We start from the raw sequence: 21675 nt of genomic DNA, 5'->3' as shown, positions 1-21675 counted from the left end.
CCCTGGTGTCAGGCGGTGCGTCAGGCGGTGCGCCGGATCAGCGCCAGATACATCGCGTCCGTGCCGTGCAGATGCGGCCAGAGCTGGATGTCGGGGCCGTCCCCGAGCGCCGGTACGCCGGGCAGGAGCGGGCGCGCGTCGATGAGTTCGGCGCCGGGGTGGTGCTTCATGACGTCGTCCACGACGGCGCGGGTCTCGGCGAGGTGCGGCGAGCAGGTCGCGTAGCCGACGACGCCTCCCACCCGTACGGAGTCGAGGGCGGTGGTCAGGAGCGAGCGCTGGAGCGGCGCGAAGCCCTCCAGATCCTCGGGGCGTCGCCGCCAGCGCGCCTCGGGCCTGCGGCGCAGCGCACCGAGACCGGTACAGGGCACGTCCATCAGGACGCGGTCGAACGTACCGGGACCCCACGGCGGGCGGGTGCCGTCGGCCGCGATGACCTGGTACGGGCCCGGGTTCCCCGCGAGCGCGTTCGCCACGAGGCGGGCGCGGTGGGGCTGCTTCTCGGCAGCGAGCAGGGCCGCACCCCGTTCGGAGGCGAGTCCGGCGAGCATGGCCGCCTTGCCGCCGGGGCCGGCGCAGCCGTCGAGCCACTTCTCGTCCCGGCCCTCCAGGGGCGCGTTCGCGAGGGCGATCGCCACGAGCTGGCTGCCCTCGTCCTGGACACCGGCCCGGCCGGTCCGCACGGGGTCGAGCGAGCCGGGCTCACCGCCCTCGGTGAGCCGCACGGCGTACGGCGACCAGCGCCCCGGCAACGCCGACTCCTCGCCGACCTCGTCCAGGACGACGTCCGCGGTCGTCCGGCCCGGCCGCGCCACGAGCGTCACCTCGGGCCGCTCGTTGTCGGCCTCCAGCAGGTCCTCGATCCCCGCACGGCCGCCGCCGAGCGAGTCCCACAGCGCCGACACGATCCATCGCGGATGCGAATGCACCACGGCGAGATGGTCCTCGGCGTCCTCGTCGTACGGGGGCGCGACCTTCTCCACCCACCCGTCGAGGTCGTCCTGCGCCACCTTGCGGAGCACGGCGTTCACGAACTTGGCGCGCCCGTCACCCAGCACGACCCGCGCCAGCTCCACGGAGGCCGACACGGCCGCGTGCGTGGGGATCCGCGTGCCGAGCAGCTGGTGGACGCCCATGTTCAGCACGTCGAGAACCGGCGGATCGACCTCCCGCAGCGGCCGGTCGATACAGGCGGCGACGATCGCGTCGTACGTGCCCTGCCGGCGCAGCGTCCCGTACACCAGCTCCGTGGCGAGCGCCGCGTCACGGGCGTCGAAGTCGCCCTTCTCGCGGGCCTTGCGCAGCAGCGGCGGGAGCACGAGGTTCGCATACGCATCGCGCTCGTCCACGGCCCGCAGCGCCTCGAAGGCGAGATAGCGGACCGGGTCCTTCTGAGGGCGGCGGTACGGCTTTCCGTGCTTCCCGGGGGTGCCGGGCTTACCTGACTTCTGGGGACGCCGGCCGGGCTGGTCGTTCAAAGGTGCTCCGCTGCTGGTATCGGCTCGAACCCATTCAGCCTACGTCGGTCCCGCCCAGGCGCTCGCCCGGGGCAATCCGCACCCCGCGCGCCCAGTCGGCCGCGGCCATCGGCTTCTTGCCCTGGGCCTGCACCCACAGCAGCTCCACCGCGTACGAGCCGGTCCCCACGTACAGGTTCTTCTTGCCGACGGCGAGCTCACCGGGCGCGAGATCGGTGCGGTCCGGGACCGGGACGGCCTGGATGAGCTTGAGGCGTTCGTCCCGGAAGACGGTCCAGGCGCCGGGGGCGGGCGTGCAGCCGCGGACGACGCGGTCGACGCGCAGGGCGGGCGCCGACCAGTCGACGTGCGCGTTCTCGACGGTGATCTTCGGCGCGACCGTGATGCCGTCGGCGGGCTGCGGCAGGGCCTTCAGGGAGCCGTCCTCGATGCCGTCCATGGTCGCGGAGAGCAGGCCGGCGCCCGCGAAGGCCAGCCGGGTGAGCAGGTCGCCGCTCGTGTCGGTGGGACGCACCATCTCTGTCACCGTCCCGTAGAGCGGCCCGGAGTCGAGCCCCTCCTCGATCAGGAACGTGGACGCACCGGTGATCTCGTCGCCGGCCATGATCGCGTGCTGCACGGGGGCGGCGCCGCGCCAGGCGGGCAGCAGCGAGAAGTGCAGGTTGACCCAGCCGTGCGCGGGGACGTCGAGGGCGACCTTCGGCAGCAGCGCGCCGTAGGCGACGACCGGGCAGCAGTCGGGCGCGATCTCGCGCAGCCGGGCCAGGAATGCCTCGTCGCGCGGTTTCGCGGGCTTGAGGACCTCGATCCCCGCCTCCTCCGCGCGATCGGCGACCGGACTGGCGACGAGCCTGCGGCCGCGGCCCGCGGGAGCGTCCGGCCGGGTGACGACCGCGGCGACCTCGTGACGGTCGGAGGCGATCAGGGCGTCCAGAGCGGGAACGGCGACCTCGGGGGTGCCTGCGAAGACGAGCTTCATAGGTGTCTTTCGGCCTCTCGGGGCGAGGAGTTGACGGGCAGCACACCAGTCTATGGCCGTTCCACGGTCCCCTCCCGCCGGTATTCGGGGCCGCCTGTCCCTGGGGGGCGTACGCATCGACGCGCGCTCTGCGCATATGCGCATACGCCCCTCCAGCGTGACCCCTCACCAACTGGCGCGTTGGTCAAGGAAGAGTTGACCAACCAAGGGCCACAGATGCGGCCCGATCCGTTTCAACGCCGGTCTCGAGAGGCTTGTTCATGGCCGACCACGCAACCCACGACGCCCAGGCACGGGCCAGCCTGCACCTCCTGGTACGGGACATCGAGCGGGTCCGCCGGCAGGTGGACGCACTGCGCACCCTCACCGCCCAGCTCGGCAACGTCTACCGCCCGCGCCGCTCCGGCCCCTCCGCGGGCTTCGTCGTCTACGGGCGCGCTCCCGCCCCGACCGTCCGCCTGGCCCAGGAGCTGCGCGACAGCGTCGAGACCCTGGTGACCGCCGCCGTCGACTTCGACCGCTCGCTGGGCTTCTCGTGGGACGCCGTGGGCTCCGCGCTCGGTGTCACGAAGCAGGCCGTACACCGCCGTTACGGGGCCCGCAGGGCAGCGGCGCAGGCGGCGGCCGAGGCCGAGCGCGCCACGGAGACGGCGGGGACACGGCCCCCCGTCCCCATCGGCACGGCGACGATCCCGTCCGTCCCCGCCGCCCGCTCCATGCCCACGCAGCCGACAGCGGGCAGCCAGGTGCTCCGCGAGGACCCCCGCCCGACGGCCTTCCCCGGCCCGCGCAACGGCTGACCTCACTCACGGCCTCCCCGCGTGCCAAGTGCGGGGAGGCGGAGGTGTGTTGGGGGCGCATTGCGTTGTTCCGGGGTGGCACCCGGGACAGGCCGATTGCCACCGGCCCTCCGGGCGAGCCACCCCGCACCACGCACACCACGTCAGCCGATGTCCGGCGGATCCACTCGCACCCGTACCGGCTCCGTGCCGCCGCGGGCCATCCGGGCCGCCTGCGCGTGCTTCAGCGCCGACGCGAGTGCCGCGCCACTGCCGGGCGGGACCCTGACCAGGACGCGCTCCCAGTGCTCCCCCGGCGGCGGGGCCCCGGGGCGGCGAGACGGCCCCGGCGCCGCGTCCGGCACCGGGACAGGGCCCAACACTTCGGCGTCACCCGGCAGTTCCACCGCCGCCAGGAACCCGGCGAGCGCCTCGGGCGCGCCCGAGACCGCCGCCATCCGTGACACCGGCGGGAAGCCCAGCTCGGCCCGCTCGGAGAGCTCCCGCACGGCGTGCCCCACCGGATCCCACCGCACCAATGCCTGCACGGGACGCAGGGTCGGCTCGGCCACGATCACCACCGTGCCGCCCGTCCCCTGCGGTCTCACCAGCGAGGCCGCCGCGATCCAGCGCCGCAGCGCGTCCTCCCCCGCCCGCAGATCGGGGCGGCCCAGCATCGCCCAGCCGTCGAGCAACAGCGCGGCCGCATACCCGCCTTCGGCCACCGGCTCCGCGCCCGGCGTACTCACCACCAGGGCCGGCGCCCCCGGCACCGTGTCGAGGACCTGCTCCCGTCCGGACGTGCGCACCGGCACCGCCGGAAACGCCCGCCCCAGCTCCTCCGCCGTCCTGCGCGCCCCCACGACCCGCGCCCGCAGCCGGAACCCCCCGCACTCCTGGCAGTGCCAGGCACTCTCCTCCTGGCCGCACCAGCCGCACGTCAGGCTGGACGTCCCCTCACTTGCCTCCAGCGGCCCGGCGCAGTGGCGGCAGCGCGCGGGCTCGCGGCACCGCTCGCACGCGAGCCGCGGTACGTAGCCGCGCCGCGGCACCTGCACCAGAACCGGCCCGCTCTTCAGCCCTTCCCGCACCACCTGCCACGCGAGCGAGGGCAGCCGCGCGGCCCGCGCCGCCTCGTCGCGCGCGAGATCCCCGTCCCCCACCGTCCGTACAAGGGGTGCGGCGCCCCGCACCTGCTCACGCCCCGCGATGAGGGGCGCGGCCCAACCGCTCTCGACGAGCTGCGCGGCCTCGACCGTGCAGCTCCAACTCCCCAGCAGAAAAGCACACTTGTCGTGTGCGGCCCGCAACAGCAGCACATCGCGCGCATGCGGCTGCGGAGCATGCGGCTCCGCGTGGCTGGAGTCGCCGTCGTCCCAGATGACCACGAGACCCAAATCCCGCACGGGGGCAAACATCGCGGCCCGGGTGCCCACGACCGCCCGTACCGACCCACGCCGCACCCCGAGCCACTCGCGGTACCGCTTCTCGGGACCCGCGTCGGCGGTCAGCACGGCATGCCGCCCCTCGCCGAGTACGGCGCCCAGCGCGGCGTCGACCCGCGCGACCGCGCGACCGTCGGGCACGACGACGAGGGCCCCGCGCCCGCAGGAGAGGCTCGCGGCGACGGCGCGCGCCACCTCGTCGGCCCACTCGGGTCCGGGCAACGCGGTCCACACGGCGCGTGGCGCGCCGCCCGACGCGAGAGCCTCCAGGAATCCGGCCCCGCGCTCGTACCGCCGCCAGCTGCCCGCGTCCGGCGCCGGCGGAGGCGGGAGCGGCTCGGGCGACGGCTTCTTCTCCGCGCGTGCGTTCCGCGGCGGGACGGCCAGCTGGAGCACGTCGGCGAGGCTTCCCGCGTACCGGTCGGCGACGGCGCGGGCGAGACCGAGCAGCTCCTCCCCGAGCACGGGCTCGGGCGATACGACCTGCGCGAGGGCGGCGAGCGGCCCCTGGTACTCGGAAGCGGCGACCCGCGCGACGACGAACCCGTCGATCAGACCGCCCCCCTCGCGGCGCCCGTCCCGCACGGAGTGCTTCCCGGCGCCGAACCGCACGCGCACCCGCACCCCCGGCTGCGCGTCGGCGTCGAGCTCCTCGGGCACCGCGTAGTCGAAGTACCGGTCGAGATGGAGCACGCCCTTGTCCACGAGCACCCGCGCCACGGGCAGCTCCTTGGCGAGGGCGGCCCCCCGCCACGTACGCGGCTTGGCGCGCGGCACCTTGGCCTGCCGCACGGTCTCCCGAATCAGCGCAAGCTGCTCGGGCGGCGCACCCTCACCGCCGCCGTCGCCCTGCCCGTTCTCGCTGCTCACAGCCAAATTCCTACCAGACCGCACTGACAGCGGCCGCCGCGATGGGGGCTAGGACGCGCGACGGCCCCGGACCGAACCGGTCCGGGGCCGTTCACGTACAGGCGTCGTCGGCCGTGCGGTCCCGCTTAGAGGCCCGCGGCCTTGCGCAGCGCGTCCACGCGGTCCGTGCGCTCCCACGTGAAGTCGGGGAGCTCGCGGCCGAAGTGGCCGTACGCGGCGGTCTGCGCGTAGATCGGGCGGAGCAGGTCGAGGTCACGGATGATCGCGGCGGGGCGGAGGTCGAAGACGTCGGCGATCGCCTGCTCGATCTTGTCCGTGTCCACCGCGGCCGTGCCGAACGTCTCGACGAAGAGGCCCACCGGCTCGGCCTTGCCGATCGCGTACGCGACCTGGACCTCGCAGCGGGTGGCGAGGCCGGCCGCGACGACGTTCTTGGCGACCCAGCGCATCGCGTAGGCGGCCGAGCGGTCGACCTTGGACGGGTCCTTGCCGGAGAAGGCGCCGCCACCGTGGCGGGCCATGCCGCCGTACGTGTCGATGATGATCTTGCGACCGGTCAGGCCGGCGTCGCCCATCGGGCCGCCGATCTCGAAGCGGCCGGTGGGGTTCACCAGAAGGCGGTAGCCCTCGGTGTCCAGCTTGATGCCGTCCTCGATCAGCTGGCCCAGGACGTGCTCCACGACGAACTCGCGGATGTCGGGGGCGAGCAGCGACTCGAGGTCGATGTCCGACGCGTGCTGGGAGGAGACCACGACCGTGTCGAGACGGACGGCCTTGTCGCCGTCGTACTCGATGGTGACCTGGGTCTTGCCGTCGGGGCGCAGGTACGGGATCGTCCCGTTCTTGCGGACCTCGGACAGGCGCCGCGAGAGCCGGTGCGCGAGGTGGATCGGGAGCGGCATCAGCTCGGGCGTCTCGTCGCACGCGTAGCCGAACATCAGGCCCTGGTCGCCCGCGCCCTGCTTGTCGAGCTCGTCCTCGTCACCCTCGACACGCGACTCGTACGCCGTGTCGACGCCCTGGGCGATGTCGGGGGACTGCGAGCCGATGGACACCGACACGCCGCAGGAGGCGCCGTCGAAGCCCTTCTTCGAGGAGTCGTAACCGATCTCGAGGATCTTCTCGCGCACGAGCTGCGCGATCGGCGCGTACGCCTTGGTCGTGACCTCACCGGCGACGTGCACGAGGCCCGTGGTGATGAGCGTCTCCACGGCGACCCGGGAGGTCGGGTCCTCCCGCAGAAGCGCGTCGAGAATGGTGTCGCTGATCTGGTCAGCGATCTTGTCGGGGTGACCCTCGGTCACGGACTCCGAGGTGAACAGGCGACGGGACACAACGCTCCCTGTGGTTGCAGCGGCTGCTGGCTGATCATTTGCGGACGGCCGGGGGCTGCGCCCGGCGTCGTCCGTGACCAGTTTATCGGTCACTCTCGGCCGTCGGACCACGCGTCTCGCCACTTGGGAGCGCTGTGACCAGCGGCACTGCATTCTGCGGTACGACGATCGCTCTTAGGAAGAGGCGAAGGTGTCCGAATTGTAAGCGTTCTATGCGGTTCGTGGCCTCCGCTGGAGCGAAAGTGGCATTCACTCACCGTCGTAGATCCGCTCCTGGGCCCGCGCGTCGCCGATGGGCAGCAGCCGGACGACCTCGTCCCAGATCGTGTCGGAGACCACTTCCTTCGGGCCGTACGGGACCGGGGTCTCGCTGCCGTCCGCGCCGAGCAGGACGGCCTCGTTCTCCTCTGAGCCGAAGGTCTTGCGCTCCCCCACCTCGTTGACGACGAGCAGGTCACAGCCCTTGCGGGCCAGTTTCTTGCGGCCGTTGGCGAGGACGTCGTCCGTCTCGGCGGCGAATCCGACGACGATCTGCCCGGGGCGCGGCCGGTCCGCCGAGAGCTCGGCGAGGATGTCCGGATTACGGACCAGGACGATGGGCTCCGGCTCCTGCCCGTCCTTCTTCTTGATCTTTCCTGTGGCGTACGTCTCGGGGCGGAAGTCGGCCACCGCGGCCGCCATGACCACCGCGTCCGCCTCCGGCGCCGCCTCGAGGACGGCCTCGCGCAGCTGCACGGCCGTCCCGACGTGGACGACGTCGACGCCGGCCGGGTCGGGCAGCGTCGCGTTCGCCGCCAGGAGAGTGACGCGGGCGCCGCGGGCTACCGCCGTGCGCGCGAGGGCGTACCCCTGCTTGCCCGAGGAGCGGTTGCCGAGGAAGCGGACCGGGTCGAGGGGCTCGCGGGTGCCGCCGGCACTGATGACGACGTGACGTCCGGCGAGGTCCTGGACGGTCGCCTGATCGCCGCGTGCGAGGACCCGGCGCACGAAGTCGAAGATCTCCACCGGGTCGGGGAACCGGCCCTTGCCCGTGTCGACGCCGGTGAGGCGGCCGACGGCGGGCTCGATGACGAAGGCGCCCCGGCGGCGGAGCGTGGCCACGTTCTCCCGCGTCGCCGGGTGCTCCCACATCTCCGTGTGCATGGCGGGGGCGAAGACGACCGGACAGCGGGCGGTCAGGAGCGTGTTCGTGAGGAGGTCGTCGGCCAGGCCGTGCGCGGCCTTGGCGAGCATGTCGGCGGTGGCGGGCGCGACGATCACGAGGTCGGCGTGCTGCCCGATGCGGACGTGCGGGACCTCGTGGACGGATTCCCACACCTCGGTCGAGACCGGGTTGCCGGACAGCGCCGACCAGGTCGCCTCGCCCACGAAGTGCAGGGCGGACTCCGTCGGCACGACGCGTACGTCATGTCCCGACTCGGTCAGCCGGCGCAGGAGTTCGCACGCCTTGTAGGCGGCGATTCCGCCGCTGACCCCCAGAACGACCTTGGGCTTGTCCACCGTCCGTGCCTCCCCGCACTCGGATTCCCGCACTCGGGAACGTACGACTCCATGACACACCACAGGCCCGGCAGTCGCGCTGCCGGGCCTGTGGTGAAGAAAACTGATTGATTACTGAGCCGGACCCTCGATGGCCTCGGACGTCAGCAGCCCCGCGTTGATCTCGCGGAGCGCGATCGAGAGCGGCTTCTCGTGGACGTGGGTGTCCACCAGCGGGCCGACGTACTCGAGCAGGCCCTCACCGAGCTGCGAGTAGTACGCGTTGATCTGGCGCGCGCGCTTGGCGGCGTAGATCACGAGGCTGTACTTCGAGTCGGTCGCCTCGAGCAGCTCATCAATCGGCGGGTTGATGATGCCCTCGGGCGCGGTAATGGAAGAGGACACTCTCTGCCTTCCGATGGGATTGAAGATCACATGTGATCAGGAAAACGCGGGATTGCTCCGGCGGAATTCGAGATCACAAATAGATCGAAGATCAAACAACTCTCATCAAGGCTAGCAGCTCGCGGGCCACGTCCTCGACGGAGGTGTTGACCAGGGTCGTATCGAACTCCGCCTCGGCGGCGAGCTCGATCTTGGCGGCCGCGAGTCTGCGCTCGATCACCTCGGGGGCCTCGGTCCCCCGGCCGGTGAGCCGGCGGACCAGCTCCTCCCAGCTCGGCGGGGCGAGGAAGACCAGCTGGGCCTCCGGCATCGACTCGCGGACGAGCCTGGCGCCCTGGAGATCGATCTCGAGGAGGACGGGTTCGCCCGACTCGAGACGGTCCAGTACGGCCCGGCGGGGCGTCCCGTACCGGTTGCCCGCGAACTCGGCCCACTCCAGCAGCTCGCCGTTGGCGATCAGCTTGTCCATTTCCTCGTCGGTGACGAAGAAGTAGTGGACACCGTGCTTCTCGCCGGGGCGCGGCTTGCGGGTGGTGGCCGAAACCGACAGCCAGACCTCGGGGTGTTCCTTGCGCATATGAGCGACGACCGTGCTCTTGCCGACCCCGGAGGGGCCGGAGAGCACGGTCAGCCGCGGACGTTCACTCATGCAGCGATTATTCCAGCTATCCCCGCGTGCCCGGACCAGTCGGTCCGGGCACGGAGGACTAGGCGCCGGTGCTGCCGAACTCGCGCTCCAGGGACGCGATCTGGTTGGAACCGAGTCCGCGCACACGGCGGCTCTCGGAAATTCCGAGCCGCTCCATGATCTGCTTGGCGCGGACCTTGCCCACGCCCGGGAGGGACTCGAGGAGGGCGGAGACCTTCATCTTGCCGATGACGTCGTTCTCCTGACCCTGCTTGATGACCTCGTGCAAGGAGGCGCCGGAGTGCTTGAGTCGATTCTTGACCTCGGCCCGCTCCCGGCGAGCCGCGGCGGCCTTTTCGAGCGCGGCTGCGCGCTGTTCAGGGGTAAGGGGCGGAAGAGCCACGCCTACGTCACCTCGGATGTCGAACTGTCGGATACGGACCGGTGAGGAACCTAGTCGCCCCTCACCTGGGGAGCAACGAGCAAAACGCTCGCCCGTTTCTCCCCCACTGCCTTGAGAGCGTGGGAGGTGCCCCCACTCGACGGAGACTAGCGGCCAGGACCGCCCGAGTCAGCGAGAACGGACGAAAAGTCCTGGTCAGCCTCCGTCGAGCCAGACATTACAGACATATGACCCCGGATTTCTGCCCGGATCCGGATGCGAGCCCCTCCCCGAGGCCCCGCTGAAACATCACGGAATGGTCAAGGAGGCTCTCGAGGGCCCCCACGAGGACCGTTTTCGCACCTCGGCAGCGCCTCTCAGTACCTCTCAGCACCAAGAACAGCTGCGAATCCGTGACCTGACGCCCGCATTCCGGATGCCTCACGGGCATGCAGAAGGCCCCCGCACGCGCGTGCGGGGGCCTTCTGGCGTTCGGACCGGGTCAGGCGGCGACGACCGCCGCGCGGACCTCGTCGGCGAAGCGGACCGACGCCTCGCGCAGGGCGGCGACCGAGGGGCCGGCCTTCAGGACGGCACGACTGACGTTCGGGACGACGTTGCGCGCGGCCGCGCCGAAGACGCCGGGCAGATCCGCCGGGGTCGCACCCTGGGCGCCGATGCCCGGGGCGAGGAGCGGACCGTTGATGTCCAGGTCGTACGAGGACAGGTCCCCGAGCGTCGCCCCGACGACGGCGCCGAACGAGCCCATGGGCGTCTCGCCGGCATTCTCCTCGGCGAGGTGGGCGAGCATCGTCGCGCCCACGTTGCGCCCGTCGGCACGTACGGCGTGCTGGACCTCTCCGCCCTCCGGGTTCGAGGTGAGGGCGAGGACGAAGAGCCCGGCGCCGGACTCGCGGGCCAGGTCGACGGCCGGCTTCAGGGACCCGTAGCCGAGGTACGGCGAGACGGTCAGGGCGTCCGAGAAGAGCGGTGAGTCCTTGTGCAGGAAGGTCTCCGCGTACGCGGCCATGGTGGAGCCGATGTCGCCGCGCTTGGCGTCCATGACGACGAGCGTGCCGGCGGCGCGCAGGTCCGCGACGGCGCGCTCCAGGACGGCGACGCCGCGCGAGCCGAAGCGCTCGAAGAACGCCGACTGCGGCTTGACGACGGCGACGGTGTCGGCGAGCGCCTCGACCGAGATCCGCGTGAAGCGCTCCAGGCCGTCGATGTCGTCGTTCAGGCCCCACGCCGACAGAAGCGCCGCGTGCGGGTCGATGCCGACGCAGAGGGGGCCACGCTCGTCCATGGCGCGGCGCAGGCGGGCGCCGAAGGGTTCGAGAACCGTCATGCGTGGGCCTTCTTCACGTCGGCGCCGACGGCGTCGGCGAGGGTGGCGTACGGCGAGGTGTTCAGGCGGGCGGCGAGGCCCTTGTGGATGGCTCGGGCGTAGAACGGGCCCTCGTAGATGAAGGCGCTGTAGCCCTGGACGAGGGTGGCACCGGCGAGGATGCGCTGCCAGGCGTCCTCGGCGTTCTCGATGCCGCCGACGCCCACCAGGGTGATCCGGTCGCCCACGCGCGCGTAGAGGCGCCTGAGGACCTCCAGGGAGCGTGCCTTGAGGGGCGCGCCGGACAGGCCGCCGGTCTCCTTCACGAGGGACGGGTCGGAGGTCAGACCGAGGCCGTCGCGCGCGATGGTGGTGTTCGTGGCGATGATCCCGTCGAGGCCGAGCTCCACCGCGAGGTCGGCGACGGCGTCGACGTCCTCGTCGGCCAGGTCGGGGGCGATCTTCACCAGGAGGGGGACGCGGCGCGAGGTGACGGTGCGGTCGGCCGCCTCGCGCACGGCGGTCAGGAGCGGGCGCAGCGCCTCGGTGGCCTGGAGGTTGCGCAGGCCGGGCGTGTTCGGCGAGGAGACGTTCACGACGAGGTAGTCGGCGTGGGCGGCGAGCCGCTCGGTCGACTTCACGTAGTCGCCGGCCGCCTCCTCCTCGGGGACGACCTTGGTCTTGCCGATGTTCACGCCGACGGTGGTCCTGAAGGCGGGCTTGCGGGCCGCCAGGCGCTCCGCCACGGCCTCGGAGCCCTCGTTGTTGAAGCCCATGCGGTTGATGAGCGCTCGGTCCGGCACGAGGCGGAACAGGCGCTTCTTGGGGTTGCCGGGCTGCGGCTCGCCCGTGACGGTGCCGATCTCGATGTGGTCGAAGCCGAGCATCGTCATGCCGTCGATCGCGACGGCGTTCTTGTCGAAGCCGGCGGCGAGCCCGAACGGGCCGTGCATGCGCAGGCCGAAGGCCTCCGTGCGCAGTTCCTTGTGGCGGGGCGCGAGGACGGCCGCGACGAACGTGCGGAGCACGGGGACGCGGGCCGCGAGGCGGATCCAGCGGAAGGCCAGGTAGTGGGCCTTCTCCGGGTCCATGCGCTTGAAGACGAGGTTGAAGAAGAGTTTGTACATCGTGGGTGTCCTCACACGGAGGGGGACACCGTTTCCGATGTCCCCCTCAGTGGGCTGCTAGTCGCGGGCCGCGGTCAGGTGTTCCGCGTGTTCCTGGAGTGAACGGACGCCCACGTCACCGTGGTTGAGGGCGTCGATGCCCTGCACCGCGGCCGCGAGGGCCTGCACCGTGGTCAGGCACGGGACGCTGCGCGCCACCGCCGCCGTACGGATCTCGTAGCCGTCGAGGCGGCCGCCCGTGCCGTACGGGGTGTTGACGATGAGGTCGACCTGGCCGTCGTGGATGAGCTGGACGATCGTCTTCTCGCCGTTCGGGCCCTCGCCCTCGCTGAGCTTCCGCACGACCGTGGCGTTGATGCCGTTGCGGCGCAGCACCTCGGCGGTGCCGGACGTGGCGAGCAGCTCGAAACCGTGCGCGACGAGCTCGCGCGCCGGGAAGATCATCGTGCGCTTGTCCCGGTTGGCGACCGAGATGAACGCGCGGCCCTTCGTCGGCAGCGGGCCGTACGCGCCGGCCTGCGACTTGGCGTACGCCGTGCCGAAGACCGAGTCGATGCCCATGACCTCGCCGGTGGAGCGCATCTCCGGGCCGAGGACGGTGTCCACGCCGCGTCCGTGGACGTCGCGGAAGCGGCTCCACGGCATCACGGCCTCCTTGACGGAGATCGGCGCGTCCAGCGGCAGGGTGCCGCCGTCGCCGGTCTTCGGGAGCAGGCCCTCCGCGCGCAGCTCGGCCACGGTCGCGCCGAGCGAGATGCGCGCGGCGGCCTTGGCGAGCGGCACCGCGGTCGCCTTCGAGGTGAAGGGGACGGTGCGCGAGGCACGCGGGTTCGCCTCGAGGACGTAGAGGATGTCACCCGCCATCGCGAACTGGATGTTGATCAGGCCGCGGACGCCGACGCCCTTGGCGATGGCCTCGGTCGAGGCGCGCAGGCGCTTGATGTCGAAGCCGCCCAGCGTGATCGGGGGCAGGGCGCACGCCGAGTCGCCGGAGTGGATACCGGCCTCCTCGATGTGCTCCATGACGCCGCCGAGGTAGAGCTCGTGACCGTCGTAGAGCGCGTCCACGTCGATCTCGATCGCGTCGTCGAGGAAGCGGTCGACGAGGACGGGGCGGGACGGGGAGATCTCCGTGGACTCCTCGATGTACGAGGCGAGGCGGGTCTCGTCGTACACGATCTCCATGCCGCGGCCGCCGAGGACGTACGACGGGCGGACGAGGACCGGGTAGCCGATCTCGTCGGCGATGGCCTTGGCCTCGGAGAAGGTGGTCGCCGTGCCGTGCTTGGGCGCGGGCAGTCCGGCCTCGGCGAGGACGCGGCCGAAGGCGCCGCGGTCCTCGGCTGCGTGGATGGCCTCGGGCGGGGTGCCCACGACCGGTACGCCGTTGTCCTTGAGCGCCTGCGACAGGCCCAGCGGGGTCTGGCCGCCGAGCTGGACGACGACGCCGGCGATCGGGCCCGCGAGGGACTCCGCGTGGACGATCTCCAGGACGTCCTCGAGCGTCAGCGGCTCGAAGTACAGGCGGTCGGAGGTGTCGTAGTCCGTGGACACGGTCTCCGGGTTGCAGTTGACCATCACGGTCTCGTAGCCGGCGTCGCTCAGGGCGAAGGAGGCGTGGACGCAGGAGTAGTCGAACTCGATGCCCTGGCCGATGCGGTTCGGACCGGAGCCCAGGATGATCACCGCGGGCTTGGTGCGCGGCGCGACCTCGGTCTCCTCGTCGTAAGAGGAGTAGAAGTACGGGGTCTTCGCGGCGAACTCGGCGGCGCAGGTGTCGACCGTCTTGTAGACCGGGCGGACGCCGAGCGCGTGCCTGACCTCGCGGACGACGTCCTCGCGCAGGCCGCGGATCTCGGCGATCTGGGCGTCGGAGAAGCCGTGCCGCTTGGCCTCGGCGATCAGGTCGACGTCGAGGCGCTCGGCGGCGGCCAGCTCGTCGGCGAGCTCCTTGATGAGGAAGAGCTGGTCGACGAACCAGGGGTCGATCTTCGTGTACTCGAAGACCTCTTCCTGGGTGGCGCCGGCGCGGATGGCCTGCATGACGGTGTTGATGCGGCCGTCGGTCGGGCGCACGGCCTCGGCCAGGAGCTCGGCCTTGTCGCCGGGCTCGCCGACGAAGGTGAACTGGCTGCCCTTCTTCTCCAGGGAGCGCAGCGCCTTCTGGAGGGCCTCGGTGAAGTTGCGGCCGATCGCCATGGCCTCGCCCACCGACTTCATGGTGGTGGTGAGGGTGGAGTCGGCGGACGGGAACTTCTCGAAGGCGAAGCGCGGGACCTTCACGACCACGTAGTCGAGCGTCGGCTCGAAGGAGGCCGGCGTCTTCTCCGTGATGTCGTTCGGGATCTCGTCGAGCGTGTAGCCGACGGCCAGCTTGGCGGCGATCTTGGCGATCGGGAAGCCGGTGGCCTTCGACGCGAGCGCCGAGGAGCGGGAGACGCGCGGGTTCATCTCGATGACGATGATCCGGCCGTCGGTCGGGTCGATCGCGAACTGGATGTTGCAGCCGCCGGTGTCGACGCCGACCTCGCGGATGATCGCGATGCCGATGTCGCGCAGGCGCTGGTACTCGCGGTCGGTGAGCGTCATCGCCGGGGCCACGGTGATCGAGTCACCCGTGTGGACGCCCATCGGGTCGAAGTTCTCGATGGAGCAGACGACCACGACGTTGTCGTTCTTGTCGCGCATCAGCTCGAGCTCGTACTCCTTCCAGCCGAGGATGGACTCCTCCAGGAGCACCTCGGTGGTGGGAGACAGGGTCAGGCCCTGGCCGGCGATGCGGCGCAGCTCCTCCTCGTCGTGCGCGAAGCCGGAGCCCGCGCCGCCCATCGTGAAGGAGGGGCGGACGACGACGGGGTAGCCGCCGAGCGTGTCGACGCCGTTGATGACGTCGTCCATGGTGTGGCAGATGACCGAGCGGGCGGACTCGCCGTGGCCGATCTTGGCGTTGACGGCCTCGACGACGCCCTTGAAGAGGTCGCGGTCCTCGCCCTTGTTGATGGCCTCGACGTTGGCGCCGATGAGCTCGACGCCGTACTTCTCGAGGACGCCGTTCTCGTGCATGGAGATCGCGGTGTTGAGCGCGGTCTGGCCACCGAGGGTGGGCAGGAGCGCGTCGGGGCGCTCCTTGGCGATGATCTTCTCGACGAACTCGGGGGTGATCGGCTCGACGTACGTGGCGTCGGCGATCTCCGGGTCGGTCATGATCGTCGCAGGGTTGGAGTTCACGAGGATGACCCGCAGGCCCTCGGCGCGCAGGATGCGGCAGGCCTGGGTGCCCGAGTAGTCGAACTCGGCGGCCTGGCCGATGACGATCGGTCCGGAACCGATGACCAGGACGGACTGGATATCGGTGCGCTTAGGCACGCTGGCCCTCCATGAGCTCTACGAAGCGGTCGAACAGGTAGGCCGCGTCGTGCGGGCCCGCCGCTGCCTCGGGGTGGTACTGGACGCTGAATGCCGGCTGGTCGAGGAGGTGGAGCCCCTCGACGACCTGGTCGTTCAGGCAGACGTGGGAGACCTCGGCGCGGCCGAAGGGGGTGTCGGAGACCTTGTCGAGCGGGGCGTCGACGGCGAATCCGTGGTTGTGCGCGGTGACCTCGACCTTGCCGGTCGTGCGGTCCTGCACCGGCTGGTTGATGCCACGGTGGCCGTACTTCAGCTTGTAGGTGCCGAAGCCGAGGGCGCGGCCGAGGATCTGGTTGCCGAAGCAGATGCCGAACAGCGGGGTCTTACGGGAGAGGACCTCCCGCATGACCGCGACGGGGCCGTCGGCGGTGGCCGGGTCTCCCGGGCCGTTGGAGAAGAACACACCGTCGGGCTGGACGGCGTAGATGTCCTCGGCGGTGGCCGTCGCGGGCAGCACGTGCACCTCGATGCCGCGCTCGGCCATCCGGTGCGGGGTCATGCCCTTGATGCCGAGGTCGACGGCGGCGACGGTGAAGCGCTTCTCACCGATCGCGGGGACGACGTACGTCTCCTTGGTGGCGACCTCGGCGGCGAGGTTCGCGCCCTTCATCTCGGGCGCCTGGCGCACCTCGGCGAGCATCGTGCCGTCGTCGGGCAGCGCGTTGCCGGAGAAGATGCCGACGCGCATGGCGCCGCGCTCGCGCAGGTGGCGGGTGAGGGCGCGGGTGTCGATGCCGCTGATGCCGACGACGCCCTGCTTGCGCAGCTCCTCGTCGAGGGAGCGCCGCGAGCGCCAGTTGGAGGGCACGCGCGCGGGGTCCCGCACGACGTAACCCGCGACCCAGATCTGCTTCGACTCGGGGTCCTCGTCGTTCACGCCGGTGTTGCCGACGTGCGGGGCGGTCATCACGACGACCTGGCGGTGGTACGACGGGTCGGTCAGCGTCTCCTGGTAACCGGTCATGCCGGTGTTGAACACCGCCTCGCCGAAGGTCTCCCCCACGGCCCCGTAGGCGCGGCCGCGGAAGATGCGGCCGTCCTCCAGGACGAGTACGGCGGGAGCGTTGGCGGCTCCCCGGGTGGAGGTCGTCATCGTGCGGTGCCTTCCGTCGTGATGGTCGTGCTGTTCATGCTGCTTGTGTTGTTCGCACTGCTTGTGCTGTTCGTGTCGATCATGTTGTTGAGGGTCTCGACCCACTCGGCCTGCTCCGCCGCGTGGTCGGAGCGGAAGCCGGAGTCGATCAGCTTGTCCCCGTGCCCCCAGGTGACGATCAGGAGACCGCCCTCCGTGAGGACCTTGCCGGCGATGCCCTTGTCGAGCCGGGCCTCGCGCAGCTGTGCGACGGGGATGAAGAAGTCCGTGGCTCCGGGGCGTACGACGTCCAGACCCGCGTCCGTGAGCGTGAGCTCGACGCGGCTGCGGGTGCCGAGGCCGTGGGCCACGATGCGGTCGAGCCACTGCCCCGCGGTCGTGGAGCCGTGGTACCGGCCGCTCAGCTCAAGTCTGGCCGGACCCGGCGCGGACGGCGCGGCGGGGAGCGGCGGCAGGTCGCCCTGGAGGGTGCCGCGCCACTTCCACCCCTGGCGCATCAGCCAGTAGACGAGCGTGATGAAGAGGAGCAGTCCGACGATCCAGCCGATCCGGTCGGGCCAGTCCGTCACGTCCGCCGACTTCTGTTCGGCGGCGAGCACTGCCAGTGGTTGCGTCAGTCGTGTCACGCGAGCTTCCCGTCGACGAGCGTGGCCTTGCCCCGCAGCCACGTGTGCGTGACGCGCCCGGGCAGCTCACGCCCCTCGTAGGGCGTGTTGCGGCTGCGCGAGGCGAAGCCGGCGGGGTCCACGGCTCCACGGTAATCGGCGTCGACCAGGACGAGGTTCGCGGGCTCACCTGCCGAGACGGGCCGTCCGTGGCCGTTGGCCCGGCCGATCTGCGCCGGCTTGACGGACATGCGGTCGGCCACGCCGGCCCAGTCGAGCAGCCCGGTCTCGACCATCGTCTGCTGCACGACGGACAGGGCGGTCTCGAGCCCGACCATGCCCATGGCGGCCGCGGCCCACTCGCAGTCCTTGTCCTCGTGCGGGTGCGGGGCGTGGTCGGTGGCGACGATGTCGATCGTGCCGTCGGCGAGCGCCTCGCGCAGGGCCATGACGTCGCGCTCGGTGCGCAGCGGCGGGTTGACCTTGTAGACGGGGTTGTACGTGCGCACCATCTCGTCGGTGAGGAGCAGGTGGTGCGGGGTGACCTCGGCGGTCACGTCGATGCCGCGGGACTTGGCCCAGCGCACGATCTCGACGCTGCCGGCCGTGGACAGGTGGCAGATGTGCACGCGGGAGCCGACGTGCTCGGCGAGCAGCACATCGCGGGCGATGACCGACTCCTCGGCTACGGCGGGCCAGCCGCCGAGTCCGAGCTCGGCCGAGACGATGCCCTCGTTCATCTGGGCGCCCTCGGTGAGGCGGGGCTCCTGCGCGTGCTGGGCGACGACGCCGCCGAAGGCCTTCACGTACTCCAGGGCGCGGCGCATGATCACCGCGTCGTCGACGCACTTGCCGTCGTCGGAGAAGACGGTGACGCCGGCGGCGGACTCGTGCATGGCGCCGAGCTCGGCGAGCTTCTTGCCCTCCAGGCCGACGGTGACGGCGCCGATGGGCTGCACGTCGCAGTAGCCGGACTCCTGGCCGAGCCGGTAGACCTGCTCGACGACGCCGGCGGTGTCGGCGACCGGGAAGGTGTTGGCCATGGCGAACACGGCGGTGTAGCCACCGGAGGCGGCGGCCCGGGTGCCGGTGAGGACGGTCTCGGAGTCCTCACGGCCCGGCTCGCGCAGGTGGGTGTGCAGGTCGACGAGGCCCGGCAGGAGGACCTTGCCGCCGGCCTCGACGACCTCGGCGCCCTCGGCGGACAGGCCGGTGCCGACCGCCTCGATGACGGAGCCGTCGATCAGGACGTCCTGCTGCTCGCCGCCGAGCACCTTCGCACCACGGATAAGGATCTTGCTCATGGTTCTTACTTCTCCTCGGTACGGGTGTGGGTGACGGCGGGCTCGTTGCCGCCCAGAAGCAGGTACAGGACGGCCATGCGGATGGAGACGCCGTTGGCGACCTGCTCGATGACCGTGCAGCGGTCGGAGTCGGCGACCTCGGCGGTGATCTCCATGCCGCGGACCATCGGGCCCGGGTGCATCACGATGGCGTGCTCGGGCATCTTCGCCATGCGGTCGCCGTCCAGGCCGTAACGCCGCGAGTACTCGCGCTCGGTCGGGAAGAAGGCGGCGTTCATCCGCTCACGCTGGACGCGCAGCATCATGACGGCGTCGGACTTCGGCAGGGTGCTGTCGAGGTCGTACGAGACCTCGCAGGGCCAGGTCTCGACGCCGACCGGGACGAGGGTGGGCGGGGCGACGAGGGTGACCTCGGCGCCGAGGGTGTGCAGCAGGTCGACGTTCGAGCGGGCGACGCGGCTGTGCAGGACGTCCCCGACGAGCGTGATGCGCTTGCCCTCGAGGTCCTTGCCGAGTCCGGCGTCGCGGCCGACGAGGCGGCGGCGCATCGTGAACGCGTCGAGGAGCGCCTGCGTGGGGTGCTGGTGGGTGCCGTCGCCCGCGTTGATGACCGGGGCGTCGATCCAGCCCGAGGTGGCGAGGCGGTAGGGCGCGCCGGAGGCACCGTGCCGGATGACGACGGCGTCGACGCCCATCGCCTCCAGGGTCTGGGCGGTGTCCTTGAGGGACTCGCCCTTGGAGACGCTGGATCCCTTGGCGGCGAAGTTGATGACGTCCGCGGAGAGGCGCTTCTCGGCGGCCTCGAAGGAGATCCGGGTGCGGGTCGAGTCCTCGAAGAAGAGGTTGCAGATCGTGCGGCCGCGCAGGGCGGGCAGCTTCTTGATCGGCCGGTCGGCGACCCGGGCCATCTCCTCGGCGGTGTCGAGGATGAGGACGGCGTCGTCGCGAGTGAGGTCGGCGGCCGAGATGAGGTGTCGCATCATCGGGGAGGCTCCGTAGGAAAGTTCAGGAGTATTCGGGCATACGGGCGCGCGGTGGCACCCTCAGGGTCGGGCTGAGGGTGGCTACTGCTCGCCGGCCGGAGCGGTCCGCTTGGCGCCGAGCAGCACGGAGTCGCGTCCGTCCTCCTCGGCGAGCTGGACCTTGACCGTCTCCCGCAGCGACGTGGGGAGGTTCTTGCCGACGTAGTCGGCTCGAATGGGGAGTTCGCGGTGGCCGCGGTCGACGAGGACCGCGAGCTGCACGGCGCGGGGGCGCCCGATGTCGTTCAGGGCGTCGAGTGCGGCGCGGATGGTGCGGCCGGAGAAGAGCACGTCGTCGACGAGGACGACGAGGCGGCCGTCGATGCCGTCGGCGGGGATCTCCGTGCGGGCCAGCGCACGCGGCGGGTGCATGCGCAGGTCGTCGCGGTACATGGTGATGTCGAGGGAGCCGACCGGGATCTTCTGTCCGGTGATCTCTTCGAGCTTGTCCGCGAGCCGGCGGGCCAGGAAGACGCCGCGGGTGGGAATGCCCAGGAGCACGACGTCTTCGGCGCCCTTGGCGCGCTCGACGATCTCGTGAGCGATGCGGGTCAGTACCCGCGCGATGTCGGGGCCCTCGAGTACGGGGCGTGCCTCATCGGAGCTGCTGATGTCCATAAAAAACGGACCCCCTTCTCCGCCTCACGGGACGGACCTTAAAGGACGTCGGATTTGCGCCGTCAACGCTACCAGGCCCGCAACGCCACTGTTCACCCCCCTGGAGGTGCGAGACACGCCGTTCCGAGGGAAGGTCGGTAACGGACCACTCGGCTTGACGCAGCCAAGTAACGCTGCGTAACCTCACAGTGAGTTACCAGCCACGCGGCGGAGCCGCACGTTGATACAGCGTCCGGGAGCTATATGTCCAGCGAATACGCCAAACAGCTCGGGGCCAAGCTCCGCGCCATCCGCACCCAGCAGGGCCTTTCCCTCCACGGTGTCGAGGAGAAGTCCCAGGGACGCTGGAAGGCGGTCGTGGTCGGTTCGTACGAGCGCGGCGACCGTGCCGTGACCGTGCAGCGCCTCGCCGAGCTGGCGGACTTCTACGGGGTGCCGGTGCAGGAGCTCCTGCCGGGCACCACGCCGGGCGGTGCGGCCGAGCCCCCGCCGAAGCTCGTTCTCGACCTGGAGCGCCTGGCCCACGTCCCGCCGGAGAAGGCGGGTCCCCTGCAGCGCTACGCGGCGACGATCCAGTCCCAGCGCGGTGACTACAACGGCAAGGTGCTGTCGATCCGCCAGGACGACCTGCGCACCCTCGCCGTCATCTACGACCAGTCGCCCTCGGTCCTCACCGAGCAGCTCATCAGCTGGGGCGTCCTGGACGCCGACGCGCGTCGCGCTGTCGCCCACGACGACCTCTGACAGACAGAAGTCGGCAGAAACGTCACGCCGGAGGGGCGGGCCCGCGTTTTCGCGGCCCGCCCCTCCGGCGTTCTCGTGCCCTGCAGCCCCGTGTCCCGCAGTCCCGGAGTCCCGCAGTCCCGGAGTCCCGGAGTCCCGGAAAAGCATCAGGCCCGGAGCGGAACACTGAACAGTGTTCCGCTCCGGGCCTGACGGCTGTCGCTGTCTGCCTGCTACGCCTCGTCGCGGCGCAGCGTCGGCTTCAGGTCCTTGAAGCGTCCCAGAAGCCCGTTGACGAAGGCCGGGGAGTCGTCCGTGGAGAACTCCTTGGCGAGCTGCACAGCCTCGTCGAGCACCACGGCGTCCGGGGTGTCGTCGACCCAGACGAGCTCGTAGGCGCCCAGGCGCAGGATGTTGCGGTCGACGACCGGCATCCTGTCCAGGGTCCACCCGACGGCGTACTGCGAGATGAGCTCGTCGATACGCGTGGTCTTGCGCGCGTATCCCTCGACCAGCTTCATCGTGTACTCGCTGACCGGCGGCTGCCGGGTGTCGGACCGGGAGTGCCGGATCCAGTCCGCGAGGACCGTCTGGACGTCGACTCCGCGCTGGTCTGCCTCGAAAAGGATCTGGAAGGCGCGCTTGCGGGCCGTGTTGCGAGCAGCCACG

The 21675-nt window shown here is 71.0% G+C and carries 19 protein-coding genes; 2 read left to right on the top strand and 17 right to left on the bottom strand.

All coding sequences use genetic code 11. The features are described from left to right. Positions 1-20 precede the first annotated feature (20 nt). Together OG758_RS37910 and fmt are read right to left on the bottom strand one after the other, a co-directional pair. Positions 21-1478, bottom strand: a complete 1458-nt coding sequence (locus OG758_RS37910) for an RsmB/NOP family class I SAM-dependent RNA methyltransferase (RefSeq protein ID WP_326714010.1) — start codon at positions 1476-1478, stop codon at positions 21-23. Between the two features lie 34 nt (positions 1479-1512). Further along, on the bottom strand, positions 1513-2457 hold the full coding sequence (gene fmt / locus OG758_RS37905) for a methionyl-tRNA formyltransferase (RefSeq protein WP_266566610.1): 945 nt from the start codon (positions 2455-2457) through the stop codon (positions 1513-1515). A gap of 260 nt (positions 2458-2717) precedes the next feature. Here fmt and OG758_RS37900 point away from each other — a divergent pair, with 260 nt between their 5' ends. Beyond that, positions 2718-3257: a hypothetical protein gene (locus OG758_RS37900; protein ID WP_326714009.1), complete on the top strand. Its 540-nt coding sequence runs from the start codon at positions 2718-2720 to the stop codon at positions 3255-3257. Positions 3258-3400: 143 nt separating this feature from the next. Here the strand turns inward: OG758_RS37900 and OG758_RS37895 are convergent, their stop codons facing one another. The 14 genes from OG758_RS37895 to pyrR form a co-directional block, all read right to left on the bottom strand. Further along, positions 3401-5551 (bottom strand): primosomal protein N', encoded by a 2151-nt coding sequence (locus tag OG758_RS37895; RefSeq protein ID WP_326714008.1) that lies wholly within the window; start codon positions 5549-5551, stop codon positions 3401-3403. A gap of 125 nt (positions 5552-5676) precedes the next feature. Next, on the bottom strand, positions 5677-6885 hold the full coding sequence (gene metK, locus OG758_RS37890; protein WP_326714007.1) for a methionine adenosyltransferase: 1209 nt from the start codon (positions 6883-6885) through the stop codon (positions 5677-5679). 249 nt (positions 6886-7134) lie between these two features. Beyond that, positions 7135-8385, bottom strand: coding sequence for a bifunctional phosphopantothenoylcysteine decarboxylase/phosphopantothenate--cysteine ligase CoaBC (gene coaBC / locus OG758_RS37885; protein ID WP_326714006.1), 1251 nt, complete (start codon positions 8383-8385; stop codon positions 7135-7137). Positions 8386-8496: 111 nt separating this feature from the next. Continuing rightward, entirely contained in the window at positions 8497-8769 is a 273-nt protein-coding gene (gene rpoZ, locus OG758_RS37880) for a DNA-directed RNA polymerase subunit omega (protein WP_005319902.1), read from the bottom strand. 91 nt (positions 8770-8860) lie between these two features. Further along, complete coding sequence (gene gmk, locus OG758_RS37875) at positions 8861-9418, bottom strand: guanylate kinase (protein ID WP_116503433.1); 558 nt, start codon at positions 9416-9418, stop codon at positions 8861-8863. A 58-nt stretch (positions 9419-9476) separates the two neighbouring features. Beyond that, positions 9477-9800: an integration host factor gene (locus tag OG758_RS37870; RefSeq protein WP_026246651.1), complete on the bottom strand. Its 324-nt coding sequence runs from the start codon at positions 9798-9800 to the stop codon at positions 9477-9479. A gap of 481 nt (positions 9801-10281) precedes the next feature. Next, complete coding sequence (gene pyrF / locus OG758_RS37865) at positions 10282-11127, bottom strand: orotidine-5'-phosphate decarboxylase (protein WP_266668356.1); 846 nt, start codon at positions 11125-11127, stop codon at positions 10282-10284. Next, complete coding sequence (locus tag OG758_RS37860; protein WP_326714005.1) at positions 11124-12233, bottom strand: quinone-dependent dihydroorotate dehydrogenase; 1110 nt, start codon at positions 12231-12233, stop codon at positions 11124-11126. The genes pyrF and OG758_RS37860 overlap by 4 nt, the downstream gene beginning before the upstream one ends. 57 nt (positions 12234-12290) lie before the next feature. Next, positions 12291-15599, bottom strand: coding sequence for a carbamoyl-phosphate synthase large subunit (gene carB / locus OG758_RS37855; protein ID WP_326714004.1), 3309 nt, complete (start codon positions 15597-15599; stop codon positions 12291-12293). Continuing rightward, complete coding sequence (gene carA, locus OG758_RS37850; RefSeq protein ID WP_227293634.1) at positions 15592-16734, bottom strand: glutamine-hydrolyzing carbamoyl-phosphate synthase small subunit; 1143 nt, start codon at positions 16732-16734, stop codon at positions 15592-15594. Before carA ends, carB begins: the two co-directional genes overlap by 8 nt. After that, on the bottom strand, positions 16731-17351 hold the full coding sequence (locus OG758_RS37845) for a PH-like domain-containing protein (RefSeq protein ID WP_382060546.1): 621 nt from the start codon (positions 17349-17351) through the stop codon (positions 16731-16733). The genes carA and OG758_RS37845 overlap by 4 nt, the downstream gene beginning before the upstream one ends. 5 nt (positions 17352-17356) lie before the next feature. Next, positions 17357-18643, bottom strand: a complete 1287-nt coding sequence (locus OG758_RS37840) for a dihydroorotase (RefSeq protein WP_326714002.1) — start codon at positions 18641-18643, stop codon at positions 17357-17359. Between the two features lie 5 nt (positions 18644-18648). After that, the gene (locus OG758_RS37835) at positions 18649-19626 is read right to left on the bottom strand and encodes an aspartate carbamoyltransferase catalytic subunit (RefSeq protein ID WP_100597419.1); all 978 of its coding nucleotides are present in this window, start codon (positions 19624-19626) and stop codon (positions 18649-18651) included. Positions 19627-19707: 81 nt separating this feature from the next. Next, entirely contained in the window at positions 19708-20283 is a 576-nt protein-coding gene (gene pyrR, locus OG758_RS37830; RefSeq protein ID WP_116503417.1) for a bifunctional pyr operon transcriptional regulator/uracil phosphoribosyltransferase PyrR, read from the bottom strand. A 243-nt stretch (positions 20284-20526) separates the two neighbouring features. Between pyrR and bldD the strand changes: the two genes are divergently transcribed. Further along, positions 20527-21027, top strand: a complete 501-nt coding sequence (gene bldD / locus OG758_RS37825; protein WP_100597417.1) for a transcriptional regulator BldD — start codon at positions 20527-20529, stop codon at positions 21025-21027. A 212-nt stretch (positions 21028-21239) separates the two neighbouring features. Here the strand turns inward: bldD and nusB are convergent, their stop codons facing one another. Continuing rightward, a complete protein-coding gene (gene nusB / locus OG758_RS37820; RefSeq protein WP_326714001.1) occupies positions 21240-21674 on the bottom strand; it encodes a transcription antitermination factor NusB in 435 nt (144 codons plus the stop codon). Position 21675 lies beyond the last annotated feature (1 nt).

The organism is Streptomyces sp. NBC_01474 (assembly GCF_035918215.1).
Taxonomy (GTDB): Bacteria; Actinomycetota; Actinomycetes; order Streptomycetales; family Streptomycetaceae; genus Streptomyces; species Streptomyces aureus.
The sequence above is the reverse complement of the archived record's forward strand: the minus strand, read 5'-3'. Positions and strand labels throughout refer to the sequence as shown.